We start from the raw sequence: 23,415 nt of genomic DNA on the forward strand, positions 1-23,415 counted from the left end.
GCCGTGGTGCTCGCTCCCTACGGTCGCCCCATGGAGGAGCTCCGGACGTCGCGCCGCGGCCTGCGACGTCGGCTCGGCGAGCGTGGCGTGGCCACGTTCGGCTACCTCGGCGCCGTCTCGGCCGCGGTGCTGCTGGCCCTGGGCGTGACCTCGCAGTACCCCTCCGCCGCCGACCGCCTGGCGCGCTCGTTCGTGTGCGCGGTCGAGTCCGTCGTCCACTTCCCCGACGGCGACCTGTGCGCGGACGACGGCCCCGGCACGCCGGGTGGTCCCGACGACCCGCAGCAGCCGCCGCTCGACCCCGACAACCCCGAGAACCCGGGCTGCGTCGAGGCGAACCCGAGCTCGGGCGAGCTGGACCAGGACGCGGAGACGCTGGTGCAGGTCGGTTGCGTCGAGCTGTACGTGCCGCGCGGGTGCGAGGAGGAGTGGGCGGCCTACCTCGCGGCCGAGGTCGGCCCAGACCGCGAGGACGCGGCCGGGCCGCTGGGCGAGTGCGTGCGCGACGTCTACGACTCGATCGAGACCCCGTGCGTCGTCAGCTCCACCTCGGAGGTCGACAAGACCGAGATGCAGATCCTGTTCATCAAGGTCAGCGCCTCCGACGCCCTGGTCATCGAGAAGCTCGGCGACGGACGGGTGCGGGCGCACCTGCTCCGGGGCACCGAGACGGGTGCGGGCGTGTCGGGCTCGCTCGGCAACGTCAGCTTCGGCTTCGGCGCGGTCTCGGGCTACGAGACCGACAAGACCTACGAGTTCGAGAACGTGCAGAGCGCCCAGTCGTGGATCGACTGGTACCGCGACCTGCGCCACCAGACCGAGATCATCGCCGACAACCGGCCCAACCAGGTCTGCGGCAACCACTGCCCGGTCAACACCTTCGGCTGGGCGGCGGTCAAGGAGGCGATGGCGCGCATCGAGGAGCTGCAGGGCGAGGAGCCGCCGCACCACATCCTGGCCGACGCGACCACCACCAAGACCTCGTTCAAGATCGAGGGCGGCCTGTCGTTCCCGACGCCCGTCGGCGGGTCGAGCGGCGGGTCGAGCGGTGGGGTGCAGCCGACCGCCGGCCCCACGTTCGAGGGCAGCTACACCGGCGAGCTGCAGGTGGAGGACCGCCGCTGGAGCGACGGCACCCAGACCATCAGCTACAAGTCCAGCGACGCCGGCGGGCTGCTGCTCGGCCTGCAGCTCGGCGGCACCGGCCTCGGCAAGCCGAAGGGCGACGGCACCCAGGACGACGTGGGGTCGGGCTCGATCGGCGCCGGCCTGGGCGGCGAGTGGGAGGGCAGCACCACCACGACCGCGGTGTGGGACCCCGAGGGCGAGCTGTCGAAGGTCATCGTCACGCTCGACGACAAGGTGATGCGCACCCTGGCCGAGAAGGGCATCGACATCGGCGCGGTCCTGCCACGCGGCTTCGGGGCCAGCTTCGCCCAGACCTCGCAGGAGGCCGGCGGCAGCTCGGCGGTCACCGAGATGATCCTCGACCTCGAGCAGCACCCCGAGCTGCGCGGCGTCCTGACCCCGGTCGTCGACCGGCTGTTCCCGCGCGACGACGAGGGCGACCTGCAGGGCGGCGAGCTCGACCTGAGCCCCGTCTCGCTCGAGGACCAGCAGGCCCTCGCGCAGGCGATCGACGACAACGCCAACGTCCGCCGTCTCGACTACGGCGTCACCGAGCAGCAGGCCGTCACCGAGCTCGGGGTCGACCTCGGCGGCGTCGACCTGTTCAAGGCGACCTGGACCAGCATCGAGACGGCCACGGACCTCAACGGCTCGTCGTTCGAGGTCATCGACGTCAACGGCGACACGCAGACCCTCGACCCGGCCCCGAAGTGCGACGCCCCTCCCTTCGTCGCCCCGGAGGACTACTGGGAGCACGGCTGGAGCGACCCGCCGACCCCGCACCCGCTGACACCGGCCTGGTGACGGGCCCGGGCAGGTCAGGCGAGCCGGGCGACAGCCGGGTCGTCGGCCGTCGCGCCGGTCACGCCCGCGTCGAGGAACAAGCGGAGGATCGATCAGGACAGCCGCTGGGCCCCGATGACCGCGAGCATCTGCAGCTTCTCGTGGTCCTCCGTGCCGGGGACGGCGGTGTAGACCATCAGCCGGTGCGACTGGTGCGGGTCGAGCAGGGTCTGGCAGTTGAGCTCGATCAACCCGACCTCGGGGTGCACGTAGCGCTTCAGCTCGTTCGGCTTCACGCCGATCTCGTGGGTCGACCACAGCTCGGCGAACTCCTCGCTGAGCGCGCACAGCTCCTCGGCGAGCCCGGCGGCGCGCGAGTCCGGCCCGTGCACGGAGGCGACCGTGCGCAGCCCGGCGGTGTACATGCGCGACATGAACGCGTGGTCCTCCTCCGGGTACAGGTCGCGGGCGGTCGGGTGGGTGAACCAGCGCCAGCCCCGGATGCGCGAGTTCCCGGTGTAGTCCATGGCGTCGCCCAGCAGCGCGACCGCCGGAGCGGTCTGGCGCAGGGTCTCGCCGAGCTCGGTGACGATCTCGGCCGGGGTGTCGTCGAGGCGGTCGAAGATGCGCAGCATGCCCGGGCTCACGTGCGAGCTGGACGAGCCGCGTCGTGGGGGATGGTGGCCGAGCAGCCGGAACAGGTGGTCGCGCTCGTCGAGCGTGAGGTGCAGGCCCTGGGCGATGGCGGCCGCCATCTGCTCCGAGGGCTGGGGGCCGCGCTCGCGCTCCAGTCGCGAGTAGTAGTCGGTCGACATGTGACAGAGCACGGCGACCTCCTCGCGGCGCAGCCCCGACGTGCGTCGGCGCTGCCCGCGGGGGAGGCCGACGTCCTCGGGCTGGAGTGACTCGCGGCGACGACGCAGGAAGTCGGCAAGGCCTGGTCGGTCGATCATCGTGGTCAGCTCGTCCTCTCGGGATGGCGTCAGGGTCCGGCGTTCTGGTCACACAGGTCTATCCACGATCCGGTTACTGAACCACGGATCGTCGATCCCCCTCTCGGGACGACGCGAGCCGCGAGGCGGTGCTCATCCTGGGATCGGGAGTCCCTGGTGGTCGCAGTCAGGTCGACGAAGACTGGGACCTGCCGGCAGCAGTCGCCGCCCCGGAGCCCCCGTGATCGGGTGCGACGAGCCCGCCGGCCCGGTCCGGGCGCGTGCGGTCATCGACCGACGTCGCGCCCGCCGACCGTCTCGGAGTCACGCCCCCGACCGGCCCGGCCGGTCCCGGAAGCAGGAGGACCTCATGGACCCGTCCGACGATCTCGACGCCGGCGCCCCCGCCGGATCACCGGAGACGACCATCTCGACGCCGGCGGCGGGGGAGGAGCGTGGCCGCGAACCGATCGGTCGTGGCGGGGTCTCGCGTCGCGGCGTGCTCGCCGGCGGCGCGGCCGCGTCGGCGGCACTGCCGATGCTGGCCGCGGCGGCCGACGCGCGGGTCGCCGCACCCGCGGCCGAGGCGAGGGCCGCCGCGTCGGTCCGGACCCGGATGCGGGTCAACGGACGGCTCGTGAGCGTCACCGTGGACCCGCGGTCCACGCTGCTCGACGTGCTGCGCGAGCGGCTCGAGCTCACCGGCACCAAGAAGGGCTGTGACCGCGGGGCCTGCGGTGCCTGCACGGTGCACGTCGACGGACGGCGGGTCGTGTCCTGCCTGACGCTCGCCGCGGTCGCCGACGGCACCCGCGTGACGACGATCGAGGGCCTGGCCAAGGGCGAGCGCCTGCACCCGATGCAGCAGGCCTTCATCGACCACGACGGCTTCCAGTGCGGTTTCTGCACGCCGGGACAGATCATGTCGGCCGTCGCGCTCGTCGAGGAGCGTCCGGCGTCCACGGACGACGAGGTCCGCGAACGCATGTCGGGCAACCTCTGCCGGTGCAGCGCCTACCCCTTCATCGTCGACGCCGTGCGTCAGGGCCAGCGGGAGATGCGCCGATGAGGCCCTACGACTACACCCGCGCCGCGTCGGTGCGCGACACGCTCGCCCACGCCGGCCCCGACACCGCCTACCTCGCGGGCGGCACGACGCTGGTCGACCTGATGAAGCTCGAGGTGATGACGCCCAGCCACGTGGTCGACATCAACGAGCTGCCCCTGCGCGGCATCGCCCAGGACAAGGACGGGCTGCGCCTCGGCGCGCTGGAGACGATGAGCGACGTCGCCGCCCACCCCGACGTCCGTCGTCACCACCCGATGCTCGCCGAGGCCCTCGAGCTCAGCGCGTCGGCGCAGCTGCGCACCATGGCCACGATCGGGGGCAACCTGCTGCAGCGCACGCGGTGCGGCTACTTCCGCGACACCTCGACGCCGTGCAACAAGCGCGAACCGGGCTCCGGGTGCTCGGCGCTCGCCGGCATCAACCGCACCCACGCCATCCTCGGCACCAGCGACTCCTGCGTGGCGACGCACCCCAGCGACCTGGCCGTCGCCCTCGTCGCGCTCGAGGCCCGCGTGCACCTCGTCGGCCCCCGGCAGAGCCGCGTCGTCCCGGCCGAGGCGCTGCACGTGCTGCCGGGCCGCACGCCGCACGTCGAGAACGTCCTGCGACCCGGAGAGCTGATCACCGCGGTCTCGGTGCCGCGGTTGGGCGCCCACGCCCGGTCGACCTACCTCAAGATCCGCGACCGCCAGTCCTACGAGTTCGCGCTCTGCTCGGCCGCCGTCGTCCTCGACGTCCGCCGCGACACCATCACCCGCGCCCGGGTCGCCGTCGGCGGGGTCGGCACCCGGCCCTGGCGGCTCGAGCCGGTCGAGCGCGCGCTCACCGGACGACGGATGACCACGACGACGTTCGAGGACGCCGTCCGGCGGGCCGCGGACGGCGCGCGGACGCTCGAGCACAACGCGTTCAAGCCCGCCCTGCTGCGCCGCACGCTGGTCCGCGCCTTCGCCTCGCTGCAGCGACCCGGCTCGTGAGCCCACGCGCCGGTGCCACCTCACCAGAGGAGTCACGATGAACACCTCACCCGTCGGGCGCGAGGTCGCCCGGGTCGACGGCCGGCTCAAGGTCACCGGTGCGGCGCGGTACTCCGCCGACCACAGCGCCCCCGGCCAGGTTCACGCCCATCTCGTCACGTCGACCGTGGCGGTCGGCCGGATCAGGTCGATGGACACCGCCCGGGCCGCGCGGGCCCCGGGGGTGATCGCCGTCTACAGCCCGTTCAACCCGCTGCGCCTCTACGTGCAGCAGGGGATGGGTGAGAGCTACGCCCCCTTCCAGGACCAGAACGTCCGGTTCCGCGGCCAGATCATCGCCATGGTGGTGGCCGACACCGTCGAGCACGCCCGCGACGCGGCCGCGCTGATCACCACCGACTACGAACGAGGCACGGCCCGCACCTCGCTGTCCGACCTCTCGCCCGGCGTGCCCGTGCCGCCCGTCCCCGAGCAGCCACCGGCGTCGGCGACCGTGCTCGAGCCCGGCGTCCCCTCGATCGCGGCGGCGCTCGAGGAGAGCGAGCACGTCGTCGAGGCCGAGTTCCACTCGCCCGCGATGAACCCGTCGGCCATGGAGCCGCACGCCTCCCTCGCGGTGTGGAGGGACGACCAGGTCACCGTCTACAGCGGGGCCCAGATCCCGCAGCTGCAGGCGCTGTCGGTCGCTGCGCGACTGGGGGTGTCGCCGACGTCCGTGCGGGTGCTGACGCCCTTCGGCGGCGGTGCCTTCGGCTCGCGCGTGCTGATGTGGTGGGACACCGCCCTGTGCGCCGCCGCCGCCCGGCAGCTGGGCCGGCCCGTCAAGCTCGTCCTGACCCGCGAGCAGGTCTTCACCGCCGTCGGTCACCGCGGCCAGGTCGACCAGACCGTCCGGATCGGCGCCACGCGCCGCGGCGTGCTGACCGCGATCGAGCACGAGAGCGACGCCGAGATCCCGGCCGTCGGCGGCTGGCGGATGGTGCCTGCGGTCGACACCACCGCCATGCTCTACGCGACGCCCAACCTGCAGATCGACCAGCGCCAGGTGACGCTCGACCTCCCGCCCACCTGCGCCATGCGCGGCCCCAACGAGGCGCCAGGGGCCTTCGCCCTCGAGACGGCGATGGACGAGCTCGCGCACGAGCTCGGCATCGACCCGCTGACGCTGCGGAGGCAGAACTACACGACCGCCGTCCCGGGGACGAGCACGCCGTGGTCGAGCAAGCACCTCGACGAGTGCTATCGGGAGGGCGCGCGCCGGTTCGGGTGGTCGCGCCGCAGCAGTCGTCCCCGCGCGCGGGTGGACGGCGAGTGGCTCGTCGGCATGGGCATGGCGACCGCGATCTACCCCGCCAACCGCAGTCCGCTCGCGGAGGTGCGCATCCGGCTCCGGGACGACGACACCGCCGTCGTCTCGACCGGGACCTCGGACATGGGCACCGGCGCCTGGACGATGCTCGCCATCCTGGGCGCCGACTCGCTCGGCATCCCCCTGCACCGGGTGACCCCCGAGCTCGGCGACTCCGCCCTGCCGATGGGCGCACCCGCAGTCGGCTCGGGGGCCACGGCGGCGACCGCGCCGGCGACGCAGGCGGCGGCGGGCCAGGCGGTCGCGGCCCTGCTGCGCGAGGCGACGACGCACCCGCGATCCCCCTGGGTGGGCCGCGACCCGGCCTCGCTGCGCTACGACCAGGGCCGGATCGAGGGCGACGGCCGTTCGCTCACCTTCGGGCGGTTCCTGCGCACCGTCGGCCTGCCGGCCGTCGAGGCCACGAGCACCGCGCCGCGCGGCCCGGAGGTGGAGCAGTACGAGTTCCACAGCTTCGGGGCCCACTTCTGCGAGGTCCGCGTCAACCGCTACACCGGCGAGCCGCGGGTCTCGCGCTTCACCACCGTCGTCGACGTCGGCCGCGTCGTCAACGCACGGGCCACCCGCAGCCAGATCGTCGGCGGCGTCATCTTCGGGATCGGCCACGCCCTGCTGGAGGACAACCCCCTCGAGGAGGCGACCGGACGCTACGCCGCCACCAACCTGGCCGACTACATGGTCCCGGTCAACGCCGACGTCCCGCCCATCGACGTCCACTGGATCGGCGAGCCCGACACGGTGATGAGCGACTTCGGAGCCCGGGGCGTGGGCGAGCTGGGCACCGTGGGCTCGGCGGCGGCCATCGCCAACGCGGTCTTCAACGCCACCGGCGTCCGGGTCCGTGAGACCCCGATCACGCTCGACAAGCTGATCGGCTGAGCTGACCGGCTGAGCGGAGGGGTGGACCGCGCAGACGGGGATCGACAGGCCGTGGCACGCCGTCCCCACAACCCCCAGGATCGTCACGAACCCGGACAGCACGACCGGCAGTACTCGACTTCCAGACCTCGGCCTGTCCGGTGAACCTCGCGGTCGTCGACGACGACGTCCGTGGGTCGTTCCCCCTCATCTCGAGCACAGGAGACATCTCGTGGCCAACTTCCTCCATCGACTGGGTGCGACGGCGTTCCGCCGTTGGCCGCTGTTCATCCTGGGCTGGGTCGTCGTCGCCCTGGGCGTCGGCGCGTTCGCGGCGACGTCCTCGCAGCCGTTGAGCGACGAGTTCACGATCCCCGGGATCGCCTCGGACGAGGCCGGACAGCTGCAGGCCGAGCTGTTCCCCGACAGCACCAACGCCTTCGACGTGGCGACCGTCCGGGTGGTCGTCGCCGCACCGGAGGGGCAGCGGCTCGACCAGGCGCCCTACGACCAGGCGGTGCGCGACCTCGTCGCCGACCTCGCCGACGGGCCCCAGGTGCCGGCCGAGCTCTCCGACCCGGCCGCCCAGGACGCCATCAACCCGCTGACCACCCTCGCCGGCGCCCCGGGCGAGGGCGCCGCGGCGACCTTCGCGAACGCCACGGCCGATGGACGCATCGGCGTGATCTCCTTCGTCTTCGACGTCGACGTGGTCGCCGACGTCGAGGCCGGCAGCCGCGAGGCGGTGCTCGACGCCCTCGAGGGCGCTCGCGACGACGGGCTGGTGGCCGAGGCCAACGGTCAGGGCATGAACGAGGTCGGACCGCCGGGCGGCACCGCCGAGCTCATCGGCCTCGGGATCGCGCTCGTGGTGCTGGTGCTGACGTTCGGCTCGCTGGTCGCGGCCGGCCTGCCCATCGTGACCGCCGTGCTCGGCGTCGGTCTCGGGCTCGCGGGGGTGACGGCGATGACGGCGTTCGTCGACGTCAACTCCAACGCCCCGACCCTGGCCACGATGATCGGGCTCGCCGTCGGCATCGACTACTGCCTGTTCATCCTGGCCCGCTACCGCGCCGAGCTCGAGCACCACGACGACACGCGGGCCGGGCGCGAGCAGGCCGCCGGCGTCGCCGTCGGCACCGCGGGCTCGGCCGTCGTGTTCGCCGGGCTCACGGTGCTCATCGCGCTGGCCGCCCTCGTGATCGTCCGCATCCCGTTCCTGACCGCCATGGGCCTGGCGGCCGCCGCGACGGTGCTCGTCGCCGTCCTCGTGGCCCTGACGCTCCTGCCGGCCGTGCTCGGCATGCTGGGCACCAAGGCGTTCGGCGGACGGGTCCGCAAGAGGGTGCCGGCCCGCGAGGCCGACGGCCGGGTCGTCAACAACGGCGTCCGCTGGGCCCGGGCCGTCGGCCGTCGTCCGGTGGCGGCCGTCGTCCTGGTGGTCGTCGCGCTCGGGGCGCTCGCGCTGCCGCTGCGCGAGCTCTACCTGGCCTTCCCGACCGACAGCACCGCGCCGTCCGACACGACGGCGCGCCAGGCGAGCGAGCTGCTCACCGAGGGCTTCGGACCCGGTCGCGAGGCCCCCTTCCAGCTCGTCGTCGACGGTCGCGGTGTCGCCGAGGGCGAGCGACGGGCGGCGTTCGCCGAGGTGGCCGACTGGGCGGCCGGCCAGCCCGGCGTCGAGGCCGTGGCCGACACGACGGCGCCGCGGCCCGGACCCGACGGCCAGACGGCGGACGACGCGCCCGTCGGCCCCGGGACGGTCCTGCTGATGGTGCCCGACTACGGCGCCGACGACCCACGGACCCAGGACCTGCTCACCTCGCTGCGCGACGGGGAGTCCGACATCGAGCGGGCCACGGGCACGACCATCGGCATCACCGGGCTGACCGCGATCCAGGCCGACGTGTCGGACCGGCTCTCGGGAGCGTTGCCGACCTACCTGGCGGTCGTCGTCGGGCTGGCCTTCATCCTGCTGATGATCGTGTTCCGCTCGATCCTCGTGCCGCTCACCGCGACGTTCGGGTTCCTGCTCTCGGTGCTGGCCACGCTGGGGGTCACGGTGGCGGTGTTCCAGGAGGGGGCGTTCGGCCTCGTCGAGGGCCAGCCGATCGTCAGCTTCCTGCCGATCTTCCTCATCGGCGTGGTCTTCGGCCTCGCCATGGACTACCAGGTCTTCCTCGTCACCCGGATGCGCGAGGCCCGCGTGCACGGCACCGGCACCGCGGAGGCCGTCGTCGACGGGTTCCGCAGCTCGGCCCGGGTCGTGGCCGCGGCGGCGCTCATCATGACCGCGGTCTTCTCCGGCTTCGTCTTCGAGGACAACGTGATCATCCGCTCGGTCGGGTTCGCGCTCGCCGTCGCCGTCGTCATCGACGCCTTCGTCGTCCGGATGACCCTCATCCCGGCCCTGATGTACCTGCTCGGCGAACGGGCCTGGTGGCTGCCGGCGTGGCTCGACCGGATCCTGCCCGTCGTCGACGTCGAGGGTGAGCAGCTGCAGCGCCGGCTGCACCCGGCCGACGCCGACGAGGCCGAGGTCGTCGACGTCGTCGAGGTGCGCTGAGCCGGGTCAGGCCCGGCGCATCCCCTCCAGGAACACGTGCACCATGCGCGCGTTGAACTCGGCCGGACGACCGGGGACGGGCTGCGAGACCAGGGCGACCGTGGTGATCACGTCGCGGGCCGTGACGTCGTCGCGGACGACGCGCGCGGCGACGGCCCGGTCGAGCAGCCGCTGCAGGGCGGGTTCGAGTGCCGCCATGAAGTGGGCCGGCAGCCCGTCGTAGGCGGCGTCGCCCGAGTGCAGGGCCGCGGCCAGCCCCTGCTTGGTGGCCACCAGGTCGGTGTAGCGCTCGATCCACGCCGTGAGCGCCGTCCAGGGGTCCTTCGTCGTGAGCAGCTGATCGACCGCCGCCACGCACTCGTCGATCTCCTGCTGCAGCACGGCGATGATCAGGTCGGAGCGCCGCGGGAAGTGGCGGTAGAGCGTGCCGACCCCGACCCCGGCGGCGTCGGTGATGCTCTTGGCCGGCGTGTCGACCCCGGTGTGCGCGAACGCCTCCTTGGCGGCCGCGACGACGGCGTCGACGTTGCGTCGGGCGTCTGCACGCACCGGGACCTCCTTGCTAAGCGGAAAGGCTTTCCGTATCGTTCCGGAAACATGTTCCGTTTCACTCACCCTAGAGCACCCACCGTCCGGGAGGACCCATGCAGCACCGCACGCTCGGAGGCACCGGCATCCAGGTCAGCCCGTACGGCCTCGGCGCCCTGATGTTCGCCACCTCGATCGGCAACCGGGACGCGCGCGACTCGGTCCGGGTCATCCATCGCGCCCTCGACGCCGGGATCAACCTCGTCGACACCGCCGACGCCTACGGCGACTCCGAGGACGTCGTCGGCGCGGCGATCGCCGACCGGCGCGACCACGTGGTCGTCGCCACGAAGTTCGCCCGGCCCGTCGGCACCGACCCCAACCAGCAGGGCGCCTCGCGCCGGTGGATCATGACCGCGGTCGAGGGCTCGCTGCGACGGCTCCGCACCGACCACATCGACCTCTACCAGGTGCACCGCCTCGACCCGTCGACCGACGTCGAGGAGACCATCGGGGCCCTGACCGACCTGGTGCAGGCCGGGAAGATCCGGGCGTTCGGCTCGTCCAACACGCCGGCGTCCGACATGGTCGAGGCCCAGTGGGTCTCCGAACGCCGCGGTCTCGGCCGGTTCCGCACCGAGCAGGCGCCCTACTCGCTGCTCAACCGCGGCATCGAGGCCGAGGTGCTGCCCACGGCCCGCCGTCACGGTCTCGGCGTGATCACCTGGGGCCCGCTCGGGCAGGGGATGCTGACCGGCCGGGTGCGCCGCGGCGCACCGACCGACGTCGTCCGGGCCTCGATCTTCCGCGCCTTCGACGACCAGCGCCGCCTCGATGCCGTCGAGTCGCTCGTGCCGCTCGCCGCCGAGGCCGGACTGTCCATGCCGCACCTGGCGATGGCCTTCGCCGTCTCCCACCCCGACGTCTCGAGCGTGCTGCTCGGCGTGCGCACCATGGAGCAGCTCGACGACCTGCTGGCCGGCCTCGACACGGTCCTGCCCGACGACCTGCTCGACCGGATCGACGCGGTCGTCCCGCCCGGCTCCGACGTCGGCGTCCTCGACCAGGCCTACGTGCCCCCGGCGATCGAGCAGACCGCGTTGCGTCGTCTGCCGCACGACCGGCGGTCGGTGGCCTAGCGGCCGCGCGACCCCTCGGCCGGCCCGAGGACGGGCCCGGCGCCCACCTCGCGTGGAGGTGGGCGCCGGGAACGGTGATGCGGGTGCGACGTCGATCAGACCTCGCTCAGACCTCGCTCAGAGGTCGAGCGGGCGCAGGACGCGGTTGATGCCGTGGGCGACCTGCTTGTTGCCGCGGTTGATGTCGAGCAGGCGCGGGATGGCGCGGGGGTCCTTGTCGTTGCGGTCGGCGTCGGCGAGGCGGATCTTGCCGCCGGGGTCGGCGCGGACGCCGAAGCTGGCGCCGGCGGCGGTCTCGACGGAGGCGTTGGCCTTGGCGGCGGCGATGACCTTGGGCGAGGTCAGGGTCTTGCCGGGCACGACGTGGTAGAGCAGGACGGTCTCGAGGGTGTCGATGTCGCCGGTCAGGGCGGCGACACGCTTGAAGACGGCCTTCTCGCGCTGGGGGGCCTTGCCGGTGAGGTCCTTGACGAGGCGGCGGAAGGCGCCGTCGGTGGGCAGGAACACCGTCAGGCGCTGGTTGCCCTTGGTGATGAGGGCCAGGGGGCTGTTCGGCTTCTCGGCCAGGACGGCGAGCACGGCGGCCTCGACGATGTCGAAGTCGTGGGCGTTGGCGTCGAACGCGGTGCCGTCGGCGCCGAGCACCTTGACGAGCGGCTTGCTGCCGGGGGCGGCGGAGGCGTTCGGGGCTGCGGTCAGGCCGATGCCCGCCATCGCGACGGCGCCGGCGGCGAGCGACGCGAGCCGGGCGGTGGTGCGCTGGTTCATCACGGTTGTCCTTCCTCGACGGTGGGCGCCCTCCGCGCCCACACCTCGATGGAGGTTCGAAGGACGTCGCGGCCCGGACGGGTCGGATCTCACACATTTACCGAGAAACTTCGACGCCGCGTCGAGGTACGTGTCGAGGTTCGCCGCCGGACGTCGAGCTCCGGCGGCGGATGGTCGGGAGCGGGTCACCCCGCCGCGATCGGGGGGTGGGTGCGGCGGGGTGACCTCCGGGACGCTACGTCTGCGGGCGACAGTGCGGCCATGCTCGGTCCGGGTGGTTGCCGGCTAGTCACGCGGGGTCGGTGGGCAGGGGGACGCCGGTCGTCGCCCACGGACGGGAACTGCTTCGACCGGGTGCTCGCTGGAGAAGTTTCGGGAGGAGCACTGCCTGGCCGACCCCGCACCGCTTGCGAAGATCAACAAGGGCGACGTGGGATGTTCATGGACTCCTGGGGATTGAGTTCCGGTGGCGGGTTCACGTCGTGGCCTGAAGGCGTGGAAGCGGCGCTCCGGAATGGTCACCGCGGTTCCTCGGTGATGACTTCCGGCCACATCGTTGACGCCCTGTGACCCTGGTCATACATTCGAATGACGCAGTTGTGAATCGTTTCATGACTGAGTTCGCAGGCCATCGGCCTCGACACAGGCAGTGACCCCGGCTGTGGCCGGTCTTGGCAGCGGTCGCCCATCTCGAGAGGAAGTCCCTCATGCCCCAGACCTCGTCGCACCGTGACGTGCCACATTCCTGTCCACCGTCTCGGCGACGCCGAAAGGTCCATCACGGTGCGGCGGCACTCGCCGCGGTGCTCCTCGCTGGTCTCGTCACCTCCGTCCCGGCCGGCTCGGCGGCGATCGCGCCTGCGTTGAGCGCTCCGGTCCAGCCGGCGCTGGCCGACGACGCCATCACGGCCGCCGAGTTCAAGAACCCTGACATGGACCACCGGCCCGCGACCCGGTGGTGGTGGCAGGCCCCCCTGGGCCTCGCGGAGAGCGAGCGCGAGATCCGCGCCATCGCCGCGGCCGGGTACGGCGAGGTCGAGATCGCGTTCTCCGCCGGCGCGTGGGCCGACCAGGCTCAGCGCGACAACCTCCGGGTCGTGCTGGAGACCGCCGAGTCGTTGGGCGTCGAGGTCTCCATGACCATGGGCGCGGCCTGGCCCGTGCAGACCCCCAACACCAGCGTGGGTACGCAGTACGTCCAGAAGGAGCTGCAGTACGGCTACGCCGAGGTCACCGGTGGCCAGACCTTCGACGGCCCGGTGCCTGCCGCGTTCGACCAGCCGACCCTCGCCAAGACCAACAGCAGGCTCGTCGGCGTCTCGGTGGCCAAGGTCCTCAACCGCGGTCCGAAGGTCGGCATCCTGCCCGAGCCCCGGCCGCGGTTCGGCACCCCCTACATCGTGCCGTCGCGCTCGACCGTGCTCGACCAGGCGTCCATGACCGACGTGACCGCACAGGTCGTCGACGGTCGGCTGACCTGGACGGCGCCGGACAACGGCTACTGGATGGTGTTCTCCTACTGGGAGCGCGACGCGGCCAAGCCCGTCACCTCGGCGTTCAACCCCGATGCAGCACGAGCCGCGACCGAGGACCTCGACACGCTGCAGATCGGCCCCGACAACGCCGAGCTGCTCAAGCAGGTCGGCGACACCATGTTCGAGGACTCCCTCGAGCTCAACGCCGACTCCCTCTTCTGGTCCCAGGACTTCCTGGAGGAGTTCGAGGCCGAGTTCGGCTACTCGATGCTGCCCTACCTGCCGCTGATGTACCAGCACGGCATGAGCCGCTACTGGGTGCCGACGGTGCGCCCGACGCCCGATTTTTCGCTCGCCGACGGGTCGAACCAGAAGGTGCTCAACGACTACTACACCTTCATCAACAGCCGCTACATCGCGCGCAGCGAGGTGTTCCAGGACTGGGCCGAGACCTACGACATGGTCTACAAGACCCAGCCCGCGTTCGGTCAGGACCTCGAGCCCATCCGGGCCGCACGCGAGTTCACCCGCGCCGGGTCCGCGGTGGAGGGCGAGTCCTTCAACTCCGGCGACCGCTGGCCCATCGACAGCGGGAGCTGGGCCTGGAAGGAGGCCCTCGATTGGCAACGGGTCCTCACTTCCGGCGTGCACCAGGGTGGCGCCAACCGCGTCACCACCGAGCTGGGCGCCAACCGCGACATCACCTACGAGCTCAACCTGCGCGAGTACAAGGAGATGATGGACAAGGAGTGGGCCGCCGGCTTCTCCAAGCCCGTGCTCCACGGCTTCGCCTACCAGTCGATCGGCTCCACGTGGCCCGGCAAGCAGCGCTTCGGCGACAACACCTCGGAGAGCTGGAACGACAGCTTCCCCCAGTGGGCCGACATGAAGAACCTCACCGACTACTGGGCGCGCGGCACCCAGGTGCTCGAGACCGGCACCCCGCGCACGGACGTCGCGATCTACCGCGACGACTTCCTCACCACCGCGGCGCGCCTGGCCACCGACGACGGCACCCAGCCCGCCGAGCTCTTCAACACCCGCGGGCTCGAGAAGGCCGGGTGGTCGGTGCAGTTCGTCGACCCGATGGGCCTGGCCGAGGACGGCGTCGTCGGCGACGGCGTCCTCTTCCCGCAGGGTCCGTCCTACCGCGCCCTCGTCGTCGACCAGCGCTCGATCTCGGCCGACTCCGCTCGCGCCATCGCCGCCGCCGCGAAGGCCGGCGTCAAGGTCGTCTTCGTCGGCGACCTGCCCGATCGCGACACCACCTTCAGCAGCGGTGCCACAGGCGACCAGCAGGTCCGCACCGCCGTCGCCGAGGCGGTCGCCAGCCCCAACACCGCACGGGTCGAGACCCAGGGCGACGTCGCCCGTGCCCTCGCCGACCTCGGCGCACAGCCGCGCGCGTCGTGGTCGACGGGCGAGCGGGTGCTGACCCAGGTGCGGGAGGTCGACGGCACGACCTACGTCTACCTCTACAACACCTCGCGCGCCGACGTGGACTTCTCGCCCGCGTTCGAGGCCGACGGCGGCGTCTCCCGCATGGACCTCGCCTCGGGACAGATCGTGCCGGCCGACACCTGGAGCACCCAGGCCGGGCGCACCGTCGTCCCGACCCACCTCGACCCCCTCGGCACGGTGGTCTACGCGATCGACGAGGACGCCGACCAGCTGCACGTCGTCTCCTCCACCAACCCCGACGACGAGTTCGTCTACCGCAACGGTGTCATCTCGGTGAAGTCGCCCGACGAGGGCACGCGCACGATCGTGCTGAGCAACGGCGCCACCAAGCAGCTCACCCTGCGCCCGGCGAAGCGGACGCAGGCCAACCAGGGACCGCTGCAGTGGTCGCTGAGCGTCTCCGCGGTCACGGCCGACGGCACGTACAAGACGATCAACGCAGGCCTGCTCAACGCCTACTACCCGCCCTACGACTGGCGCGACATCGCCACGATCAAGAACGAGTCCGGCATCGGCACCTACACCGGCACCCTCACCGTGCCGGCTGACTGGGTCGGGAGCGGCAAGGGGGTCGAGCTCGACCTCGGCCGGGTAGAGGGCACCGCGCGCATCTACGTCAACGACCGCTTCGTCGGCACCCAGATCGACGAGGACAGCCCCTTCGACGCCACCCCGTACCTCGACGCCGGCGTCAACGCGATCAAGGTCGAGGTCCGCACGACCTTGCGCAACGCGGTCACCGCGTTGAAGGGCACGTCGGCCCGCACCCAGGAGTACGGCCTCCGCGGCCCGACGACCTGGACGCCGTACGCCGAGGCCGTCGTGTGGGACCCCGCCACCGACTCGCCGGTACCGACGATGGTCGACTCGACCGTCCGGGTCACCGCTCCACCGCGCAGCAGCTACGGCCAGCGGCCCGCCGTCAGGGTCCGGGTGACCGCGGCCGACGGGAGCACCCCCGCGGGCGTCGTCACCGTGTCGACCCCCGACCGTCAGGTGGCCAGCGAACCGGTCGGACCCGACGGGACCGCCCTGCTCCGCCTCGCGGGACTCCCGGTCGGCACGAGTCGCCTGTCGGCCACGTTCCGTGGCTCCAGCGCGGTCAAGGCCAGCAGCACATCGTTCGCCATCACTGTTGCCAAGGCCACCTCCCGTACCAAGGCGAAGGCCAAGGCGACCGGTCGCAAGGTGCGGCTCTCCGCCACCGTCGTCGCGCCGCCCGGTGCACGCGCCGGCAAGGTCGTCGTCCGCGACCGCGGACGCTGGGTCGGGGTCACCACCACCCGCGCCAACGGCAAGGGAACGCTCGTGCTGCGCAAGGTGCAGCCGGGCCGACACCGCTACGTCCTGACCTTCCAGGGCAACGCCAACGCACGATCGTCGCAGGACGCGATCGTCGTCCGCGTCCGCGGCTAGAGGCGACCAGCACGACCCGCCATGCATCAGCGCCCCCGCCCGGATCCCGGGTGGGGGCGCCTGCACGAGACCGGCCGTGCGCCGTCCCGCCAGCCGACGGCTCGACCTGCGCGACGCGTCTAGGGCGGGCACGAGAGCACCGGTGCAGGGTCCGGGGCGCCGACGACGCACCACCACGCAGTGGCGCACCTGACGATGGCGCAGGGCGTCATCGCGGGCGCTGCGACCCGGGGCCGCTTGTCAGAACGATGTGCGGGCCAGCTGAGCATGTCGGATGGTGGAGCTGAGGGGATTCGAACCCCTGACCTTCTCATTGCGAACGAGACGCGCTACCAACTGCGCCACAGCCCCATCGCGCCTGTCGACGCGAGTCGAAACGGTAGCACCAGGGCCGCCCGAGCCTGAACTCGGCGGCCCCATCGCTCGCCGACACCGCCTGCCGGGCTCGTCGCCGGCGGCGGTGCCTACGCTCGGTCGTGGGCCGTCCGGTCGGCGTCGCGCCGTCCGCTTCCCTCCGTCCCGTCCCGCTACCCGAGGAGTGCCCATGTACGGCGAGGTCGTCTCCACCGAGACCCTGACCCCCCACCTGATCCGTGTCGTCCTCGGCGGGCCCGGACTCGACGGCCTCGTCGCACCGGCCGGTGCTGACAGCTACGTCAACGCGTTCTTCGTGCCGCCGGGCGCGCCCTACGAGGTGCCGTTCGACGACGACGCCGTCCGCGACCTGCCGCGCGAGCAGCGGCCCTACCCCCGGCGCTACACCGTGCGGTCGTGGGACGCCGACCAGCAGCGGCTCACGCTCGACTTCGTCGTGCACGGCGACGTCGGCCGCGCCGGCCGCTGGGCCACCCACGCCCGGCCGGGCGACCGCCTGCAGTTCCGCGGCCCGGCCGGCGACTGGACGCCTTCGCCCGACGCCGACTCCTACCTGTTCGTGGGCGACGAGAGCGCCTTCCCGGCCATCGGCGGTGCGCTCGAGCGCGTGCCGTCGGGGCGGCCCGTGGTCGCGGTGCTCGAGACCGGGTCGGCCGCGGGCGAGCTCGCGCTCTCCTCACCCGGCGACCTCTCGCTCGTGTGGGTGCACCGCGACGGCGCGGCCGACCTCGACACCCTGCTCGTCGACGCCGTCCGCGGCCTCGACCCGCTCCCGGGCGTCGTCGACGCCTTCGTGCACGGCGAGGCGGCCTCGACGCGTGCCGTGCGACGCCACCTGCTCGAGACCGGCGCCGTCGCCCGCGAACACCTGTCGTGCTCGCCCTACTGGCGGCGCGGCCTCGACGACGAGCAGTGGCGCGCGGTCAAGGGTGCCTGGACGCGCGAGGTCGAGGTCGAGGGCGACGTGCCGGCCTGAATCGGCGGGGTTTGGCGTGAACCCAGGACCGGAGGGGTAGCATGGCGGCACGCCGGTGGGTCAGACCGGCGTCCGGCCACCGGCACCACGCCCGTGGCAGCACCACACGCCGCCGGCGACCTCCGCCGGACCCCGCGCCTGCCCCGCGCCGTCGACACCCCTGACCGTGCCGACGTCATCGGGCAGCCCTCGGGTCCAGCCGGTCCCGGCGTATCCCGCGCCGCCCGTCCGCCCCCACCGGACCGGCGTCGCCGCAGACTCCGGAGGAGGAGTTCCTTGGCTCGAGGAGGCCAGCGCGCCAACGGTGCCCGCAACCGTCAGCGCCGCGCACGTGAGCTCGACAACGAGGGGATCATCCCCATCCTCGCCCGCGCCGTGCGCGAGGTCGAGGGAGCCGCCCAGCGCGGCAAGGTCAAGCCCACCAGCCGCACGAAGTTCCAGGTCGTCGCCCAGCTCGCCCGCGAGGAGCGGTCGCGGGTCAAGGCCGACACCGAGATCACCGAGGGCCAGCGCGCCGAGATGCTCAAGCGCCTCGACGGCATCGGCACGATCCTCGCCAAGACCACCGCCCGCGACACCTCGCTCCTCGCGCTGCTGGCCGAGGACGCCGTCCTGTCCGAGGCCGCGCGCGAGCTCAAGCGCGAGATGCTCCTGGCCGGCGGCGCCGAGGTCGACGACGAGCCGGCGCCCACGCCCGAGCCCGCCGCCTCCGCGACGTTCGACCCCGACCGCCAGGTCGTGCCCGCCTCCGTGCTCTCCCACCAGCTCGCCAACCCGTTCCTCAAGCCCGACTTCAGCGGCGTCTCGCGGCCCTTCCACGCCCGCAACCTCGGCGGCTGGGAGCTCATCGAGCCCCTCCTCGAGTCGTTCGAGCGGGCCTCGGGCGGCGCCGTGTCGTGCATGGCGCTGCCCGACGACTCCTCGGTCAAGGCCCCGGCCGGGCTCGAGCTCATGCACCACCAGGCGCAGGTCGTCGCCGCCGCGGCGGCCGGGCACCGCACGTTCCTGCTCGCCGACGAGCCGGGCCTCGGCAAGACCGCGCAGGCGCTGCTGGCCGCGCAGGCCGCCGACGCGTTCCCGCTGCTCGTCGTCGTGCCGAGCGTCGTCAAGACCAACTGGGCCCGCGAGGCCGGCCTCTGGACGCCGCACCGCACCGCCTCGGTCATCCACGGCAACGGCCGCGACGTCGACGGCTACGCCGACATCATCATCGTCAACTACGAGATCCTCGACCGCCACGTCGGCTGGATCCGTCAGCACGGCTTCCGCGGCATGGTGGTCGACGAGGCCCACTTCATCAAGAACAAGACCTCGCAGCGCTCGCAGCACGTGCTCCAGATCGCCGACTCGATCCGCGCCCGCACGCCGCGTCCGCTCATGACCGCGCTCACCGGCACGCCGCTGATCAACGACATCGACGACTTCCGCGCCATCTGGCAGTTCCTCGGCTGGATCGACGAGAAGCTGCCCAAGGCCGACCTGATGGAGCGCCTCGAGGAGACCGGGCTGACGCCCATCGACCCGCCGTTCTACCCGGCCGCGCGCGCGGCCGTGATCGACCTCGGCATCGTGCGCCGCCGCAAGGTCGACGTCGCCTCCGACATCCCCGCCCGCCGCATCGCCGACCTGCCGGTCGAGCTCGAGGGCGAGGAGGGCCGCTCCATCCGGGCCGCCGAGCGCGAGCTCGCCCGCCGCCTGCTCGAGCGCTACGACATGGCGCTGGCGACCCGGCGCTCCGGCGTCGTCGTCGACGGCATCGACCACGAGCTGGTCCGTCGCGTCGCCACCTGGGAGCGCGAGGAGACCGGCGGCGGCATCTCGGGCGACGGCGACAACGTGTTCTCGATGATGCGCCGCATCGGCTCGGCCAAGGCCGGCCTCGCCGCCGACTACGCCGCCCAGCTGGCCCGCAACGTCGGCAAGGTCGTCTTCTTCGCCAAGCACGTCGACGTCATGGACCAGGCCGAGGCCCTGTTCGCCAAACGCGGCCTGCGCTACGCCTCCATCCGTGGTGACCAGACGCCGAAGGTCCGCCAGGCCAACATCGACGCCTTCGTCAACGACCCCGAGGTCGCCGTCGTCGTCTGCTCGCTCACCGCCGCGGGGGTGGGCCTCAACCTGCAGGTGGCCTCCAACGTGGTGCTCGCCGAGCTCTCCTGGACCGATGCCGAGCAGACCCAGGCGATCGACCGCGTCCACCGCATCGGTCAGGACCAGCCCGTCACCGCCTGGCGCGTCATCGCCGCCCAGACCGTCGACACCAAGGTCGCCGAGCTCATCGACTCCAAGGCCGGTCTCGCGGCCCGCGCGCTCGACGGCTCCGACGAGGAGGTCGGCTCGTCGGCCGACATCCAGACCGAGGCGCTGGTGGCCCTGCTGACCGAGGCGCTCGAGGCGCGCGAGGGACCCGAGACGCTCTTCTGAGACGGGCCGGGGCCAGCAATTCCTGGGTTGTCGGTGGCCACGCCTAGAATCCGACGCGTCCCGAGCCGGCCCGTTGCTCCCCGTCGACCAGGAGGTCCCTCATGCGCGCCAAGCTGCTCGCAGGTCTTCCTCTGATCGCGCGCGTCGCCGTCGTGGCGGTGCTCGCCGCCCTGCTCGTCACGGTCACCTCGGGCGCGAGCGGCGAGAAGGCCGGTGGCGTCGTGAGGGCCGAGCTCGACGGGCAGGACGCCCGGGTCACCATGCCCACCGGCGACGCCGAGCCGCGTGGGCTCGCGATCTACTTCCACGGCCAGGGTGGCGGCGTCAACGACCGCATCGACGGCGCCTGGCTCCAGGCCCTGCTGCGGGCCGGCTGGGCTGTCGCGTCGTCGGAGTTCCACGGTGAGGCCTGGGGCAACGAGGCCACCACCGTCGACACCGAGAACCTCACCGAGTGGGCCGAGGAGCAGGCGGGCGTGCCGGCCACGCTCTACGTCTCCGGCTCGATGGGCGGCGCCACGTCGCTCAACGCGATCCTCCACGGCGACCCCGACGTCGTGCAGCCCCAGTGCTGGTACGGCGCCAAGCCGGCCATCGCGCTCACCAAGATGGGCCGGGTCAAGGGCGCCAACCGGTTCATCGCCGACGCCTACGGCGGCCCCGCCCCGGTCGACCGCGACCCGGTCAAGAACCTCGACGAGCTCCCGCAGCTGCTCTACCGCGTCGTGGCCTCACCGCAGGACGAGCAGGTCGGGCTGCGCGACAACGCCGGCGCCATGATCTCCACGCTCACCCAGCGTGGCTACGAGGTCACCTACCGCCTCGTCGTCGGCTCCCACGAGGACCCCTCCCACTTCGACCCCGCCGACCTCGCCCAGTTCGGCGAGTACTGCCTCGGCGACGGCGAGTCGCCGACGTCCGACGAGCCGCCGGCCGCAGCCGAGTAGCTACCCCTCGACGAGCGCCGCCTGCCCCACGAACCGGGTCACGGTGATCTGCAGCGCCACCCGCTCGGGGTTGGGGCGCGGCTCGCGGTAGCGCGCGGCGTAGCGCTCGCACGCCCGCGCCACCGACGCCGGGTCGTGCCTGACGACGGCGACACCCTCGAGCGACGACCAGCGGGCGCCGTCGACCGACGTCGCGGTGACCAGCCCGCCCTCGGGGCCGGCGTCCAGCAGGTTGCGCACCTTGCGCGAGCCGCCGCCGCTGATCACCCAGGCGCACTCGCGCTCGTGGTCGAGCGCGACCCCGACCGGGACCGAGTGCGGGCGCCCGTCGGGGCGCAGGGTGGTGAGCACCGCCAGGTGCCGCTCGGTCCAGAAGTCCAGCAGGAGCGGGGGGAACGAGCCCCAGGTCGGGGTCCACGACGGCATGGGGCCGACCCTACGGGGCCGGCCCTCAGATCCATCGGGAGAACCACATGCGGTGCAGCCAGGCGCTGCGCGGGAGCTCGGAGAACGACAGGATCGGGTAGAAGTAGGCGAAGTTCAGCACCACGAGCACCGCGAAGGCGCCCGCGACGACGACGCCGGTGGTGCGGCGCGCGCTCGGACGTCGCGAGGGCCCGATCAGCCGGCCGAGCACCAGCGCGATCGTGAGCACGATGAACGGCAGGCACGCGATCGCGTAGAAGTAGAAGATCGGCCGGTCGTCGTACATCAGCCACGGCAGCCAGGTCGTCAGGGTGCCGACGATGCCGACCCCGAACCGCCAGTCGCGGGCGCCGAGCCACAGCAGCCCGCCGGCTACCAGGGCCACCGCGCCGCCCCACCACAGCAGCGGCGTTCCGATCAGCAGCACCTGCTGGTAGTAGCAGCCGGAGTTGTCGTCCTCGGTGCACTGAGGGTTGGGGCGCGCGTCGAGGTCGGTGGCCGCGCCGACGGGACGGTTGATCAGCAGCCAGCCCGACGGCTGTGACTGGTACACGTGCGAGCTGCAGTTCAGGTAGTGGGTGTGGAAGGTGAAGACGTCCTGGTGGTAGTAGTACAGCGAGCGCAGCGACTGCACGACCTCGCCGAGACCCGAGGCGTCGGGCTCGGTGGCGGTGGGCCACGTGGCGGCGTCGTCGCTGAGGTTGTCGGGCGTCTTCTCGCCGTCCTCGCCCGTGGTGCAGCCGTTGTCCTCGTAGAAGCCGGTGTACTGCGTCGACGACAGCGACTGCTCGTACTCGTTCGCGTGCACGAGCCAGCCGGTCCACGACACGACGTAGACGAACCCGGCCACGAGCACGAGCTGCACGAACGCCGGGAACCCGTCGACCAGCGCCGAGCGCAGCACCGCCCAGCGGACGCCGAACGAGCGGCGCGCGCCCGCGCTCCACAGCCAGACCAGCAGGCCGAACGCGGCGAGGGGGTACATCGCCGTCCACTTGGTGCCGATCGCGAGGCCGAAGCAGACGCCGGCGGTGAGCAGCCACGGGCGGAACAGCAGGCCGCGCACCGGCCCCCAACCGGACGTCGCGTCGGCGTCGTCGACCGGCCGGTCGCCGGCGAGGCGGGCCAGCCGGCGGCGGTACCAGTCGCGGTCGTTGACGATGGCGGCCACGCCGCACAGCAGCCAGAACGCCAGGAAGATGTCGAGCAGCGCGAGCCGTGACAGCGTGAAGTGCAGGCCGTCGAAGGCCAGCAGCAGACCGGCGAGCAGGCCGAGCACGGTCGAGCCCGTGAGCCGGCGCGCCAGGCGGCACATGACGAGCACCATGAGCGAGCCGACGACCGCGGCGGAGAAGCGCCAGCCGAAGGGGTCCATGCCGAACAGCTGCTCGCCGACGGCGATCATCCACTTGCCGGCCTCGGGGTGCACCTCCATCGACGGGCCGTCGCCCCAGATGCCCTGGGTGTTGCCGGCCATGATGGCGTCGTTGATGTCGAGGCCGTCGACCTTGTCCTGGTAGTTGCGCACGTAGCCCTGGTTGAGCAGGCCCCAGGCGTCCTTGGCGTAGTAGGTCTCGTCGAAGGCGAACCGGTCGGGCTCGCCGAGGCGCCACAGCCGCATGCCGAACGCCATCAGCGTCAGGGCCAGCGCGGCGCCCCACGACGTCCACCGGTCGTCGAGGGAGCGGAGGCGCGTGCGGGTGCGCTGCCACGCGGTCGGCACCGGCTGTCCGGACGCCGTCGCCGAGAGCCCGGTCTCCTCCGGGGTCTCCTGCAGCGACGTCACGAGCCCGAAGCC

General features: G+C 72.4%; 15 protein-coding genes and 1 tRNA gene. 10 read left to right on the plus strand and 6 right to left on the minus strand.

The window, feature by feature from the left end:
- Window positions 1-30: 30 nt before the first annotated feature.
- On the plus strand, window positions 31-1,932 hold the full coding sequence (locus ABFT23_RS07800) for a hypothetical protein (RefSeq protein ID WP_347893916.1): 1,902 nt from the start codon (window positions 31-33) through the stop codon (window positions 1,930-1,932).
- Between the two features lie 92 nt (window positions 1,933-2,024).
- Here ABFT23_RS07800 and ABFT23_RS07805 read toward each other — a convergent pair whose 3' ends face one another.
- Window positions 2,025-2,864 carry a helix-turn-helix transcriptional regulator gene (locus ABFT23_RS07805; RefSeq protein ID WP_347893917.1) on the minus strand — a complete coding sequence of 280 codons (840 nt, stop codon included), beginning with the start codon at window positions 2,862-2,864 and terminating at the stop codon, window positions 2,025-2,027.
- Between the two features lie 349 nt (window positions 2,865-3,213).
- On the opposite strand from ABFT23_RS07805, the gene ABFT23_RS07810 reads away from it, so the two are divergent.
- From ABFT23_RS07810 to ABFT23_RS07825, 4 genes are all read left to right on the plus strand, one after another.
- On the plus strand, window positions 3,214-3,912 hold the full coding sequence (locus ABFT23_RS07810; protein WP_347893919.1) for a (2Fe-2S)-binding protein: 699 nt from the start codon (window positions 3,214-3,216) through the stop codon (window positions 3,910-3,912).
- The gene (locus tag ABFT23_RS07815; RefSeq protein ID WP_347893921.1) at window positions 3,909-4,889 is read left to right on the plus strand and encodes an FAD binding domain-containing protein; all 981 of its coding nucleotides are present in this window, start codon (window positions 3,909-3,911) and stop codon (window positions 4,887-4,889) included. Before ABFT23_RS07810 ends, ABFT23_RS07815 begins: the two co-directional genes overlap by 4 nt.
- Before the next feature lie 37 nt (window positions 4,890-4,926).
- Window positions 4,927-7,137, plus strand: coding sequence for a xanthine dehydrogenase family protein molybdopterin-binding subunit (locus tag ABFT23_RS07820; RefSeq protein ID WP_347893922.1), 2,211 nt, complete (start codon window positions 4,927-4,929; stop codon window positions 7,135-7,137).
- A gap of 211 nt (window positions 7,138-7,348) precedes the next feature.
- On the plus strand, window positions 7,349-9,682 hold the full coding sequence (locus ABFT23_RS07825; protein ID WP_347893924.1) for an MMPL family transporter: 2,334 nt from the start codon (window positions 7,349-7,351) through the stop codon (window positions 9,680-9,682).
- Between the two features lie 6 nt (window positions 9,683-9,688).
- Here the strand turns inward: ABFT23_RS07825 and ABFT23_RS07830 are convergent, their stop codons facing one another.
- The gene (locus tag ABFT23_RS07830) at window positions 9,689-10,231 is read right to left on the minus strand and encodes a TetR/AcrR family transcriptional regulator (protein WP_347893926.1); all 543 of its coding nucleotides are present in this window, start codon (window positions 10,229-10,231) and stop codon (window positions 9,689-9,691) included.
- Between the two features lie 95 nt (window positions 10,232-10,326).
- Between ABFT23_RS07830 and ABFT23_RS07835 the strand changes: the two genes are divergently transcribed.
- Complete coding sequence (locus ABFT23_RS07835; protein ID WP_347893928.1) at window positions 10,327-11,349, plus strand: aldo/keto reductase; 1,023 nt, start codon at window positions 10,327-10,329, stop codon at window positions 11,347-11,349.
- A gap of 117 nt (window positions 11,350-11,466) precedes the next feature.
- Here ABFT23_RS07835 and ABFT23_RS07840 read toward each other — a convergent pair whose 3' ends face one another.
- The gene (locus ABFT23_RS07840) at window positions 11,467-12,117 is read right to left on the minus strand and encodes a fasciclin domain-containing protein (protein WP_347893930.1); all 651 of its coding nucleotides are present in this window, start codon (window positions 12,115-12,117) and stop codon (window positions 11,467-11,469) included.
- Window positions 12,118-12,920: 803 nt separating this feature from the next.
- Between ABFT23_RS07840 and ABFT23_RS07845 the strand changes: the two genes are divergently transcribed.
- Window positions 12,921-16,469 (plus strand): glycosyl hydrolase, encoded by a 3,549-nt coding sequence (locus ABFT23_RS07845; protein ID WP_347893932.1) that lies wholly within the window; start codon window positions 12,921-12,923, stop codon window positions 16,467-16,469.
- Between the two features lie 275 nt (window positions 16,470-16,744).
- Here ABFT23_RS07845 and ABFT23_RS07850 read toward each other — a convergent pair.
- Window positions 16,745-16,820: transfer RNA gene (locus tag ABFT23_RS07850), tRNA-Ala, on the minus strand.
- Window positions 16,821-17,013: 193 nt separating this feature from the next.
- Between ABFT23_RS07850 and ABFT23_RS07855 the strand changes: the two genes are divergently transcribed.
- From ABFT23_RS07855 to ABFT23_RS07865, 3 genes are all read left to right on the plus strand, one after another.
- Complete coding sequence (locus ABFT23_RS07855) at window positions 17,014-17,820, plus strand: siderophore-interacting protein (protein WP_347893934.1); 807 nt, start codon at window positions 17,014-17,016, stop codon at window positions 17,818-17,820.
- Window positions 17,821-18,096: 276 nt separating this feature from the next.
- On the plus strand, window positions 18,097-20,244 hold the full coding sequence (locus ABFT23_RS07860; RefSeq protein WP_347893935.1) for a DEAD/DEAH box helicase: 2,148 nt from the start codon (window positions 18,097-18,099) through the stop codon (window positions 20,242-20,244).
- 101 nt (window positions 20,245-20,345) lie between these two features.
- Entirely contained in the window at window positions 20,346-21,191 is an 846-nt protein-coding gene (locus tag ABFT23_RS07865; protein WP_347893937.1) for an alpha/beta hydrolase family protein, read from the plus strand.
- On the opposite strand, the gene ABFT23_RS07870 is transcribed toward ABFT23_RS07865, so the two are convergent.
- Together ABFT23_RS07870 and ABFT23_RS07875 are read right to left on the minus strand one after the other, a co-directional pair.
- Complete coding sequence (locus tag ABFT23_RS07870) at window positions 21,192-21,617, minus strand: pyridoxamine 5'-phosphate oxidase family protein (protein ID WP_347893939.1); 426 nt, start codon at window positions 21,615-21,617, stop codon at window positions 21,192-21,194. It lies immediately after the preceding gene.
- A gap of 25 nt (window positions 21,618-21,642) precedes the next feature.
- A complete protein-coding gene (locus ABFT23_RS07875) occupies window positions 21,643-23,403 on the minus strand; it encodes a dolichyl-phosphate-mannose--protein mannosyltransferase (protein ID WP_347893941.1) in 1,761 nt (586 codons plus the stop codon).
- Between the last annotated feature and the right edge of the window lie 12 nt (window positions 23,404-23,415).

The sequence above is a fragment of the Nocardioides secundeburneus genome (assembly GCF_039939255.1).
Taxonomy (GTDB): Bacteria; Actinomycetota; Actinomycetes; order Propionibacteriales; family Nocardioidaceae; genus Nocardioides.

Excerpts from the sequence above, each read along its gene's own strand:
- ABFT23_RS07800 (WP_347893916.1), top strand. The coding sequence starts at position 31 with ATGGAGGAGCTCCGGACGTCGCGCCGCGGCCTGCGACGTCGGCTCGGC.
- ABFT23_RS07805 (WP_347893917.1), bottom strand. The coding sequence starts at position 2,864 with ATGATCGACCGACCAGGCCTTGCCGACTTCCTGCGTCGTCGCCGCGAG.
- ABFT23_RS07810 (WP_347893919.1), top strand. The coding sequence starts at position 3,214 with ATGGACCCGTCCGACGATCTCGACGCCGGCGCCCCCGCCGGATCACCG.
- ABFT23_RS07815 (WP_347893921.1), top strand. The coding sequence starts at position 3,909 with ATGAGGCCCTACGACTACACCCGCGCCGCGTCGGTGCGCGACACGCTC.
- ABFT23_RS07820 (WP_347893922.1), top strand. The coding sequence starts at position 4,927 with ATGAACACCTCACCCGTCGGGCGCGAGGTCGCCCGGGTCGACGGCCGG.
- ABFT23_RS07835 (WP_347893928.1), top strand. The coding sequence starts at position 10,327 with ATGCAGCACCGCACGCTCGGAGGCACCGGCATCCAGGTCAGCCCGTAC.
- ABFT23_RS07840 (WP_347893930.1), bottom strand. The coding sequence starts at position 12,117 with ATGAACCAGCGCACCACCGCCCGGCTCGCGTCGCTCGCCGCCGGCGCC.
- ABFT23_RS07855 (WP_347893934.1), top strand. The coding sequence starts at position 17,014 with ATGTACGGCGAGGTCGTCTCCACCGAGACCCTGACCCCCCACCTGATC.
- ABFT23_RS07865 (WP_347893937.1), top strand. The coding sequence starts at position 20,346 with ATGCGCGCCAAGCTGCTCGCAGGTCTTCCTCTGATCGCGCGCGTCGCC.
- ABFT23_RS07870 (WP_347893939.1), bottom strand. The coding sequence starts at position 21,617 with ATGCCGTCGTGGACCCCGACCTGGGGCTCGTTCCCCCCGCTCCTGCTG.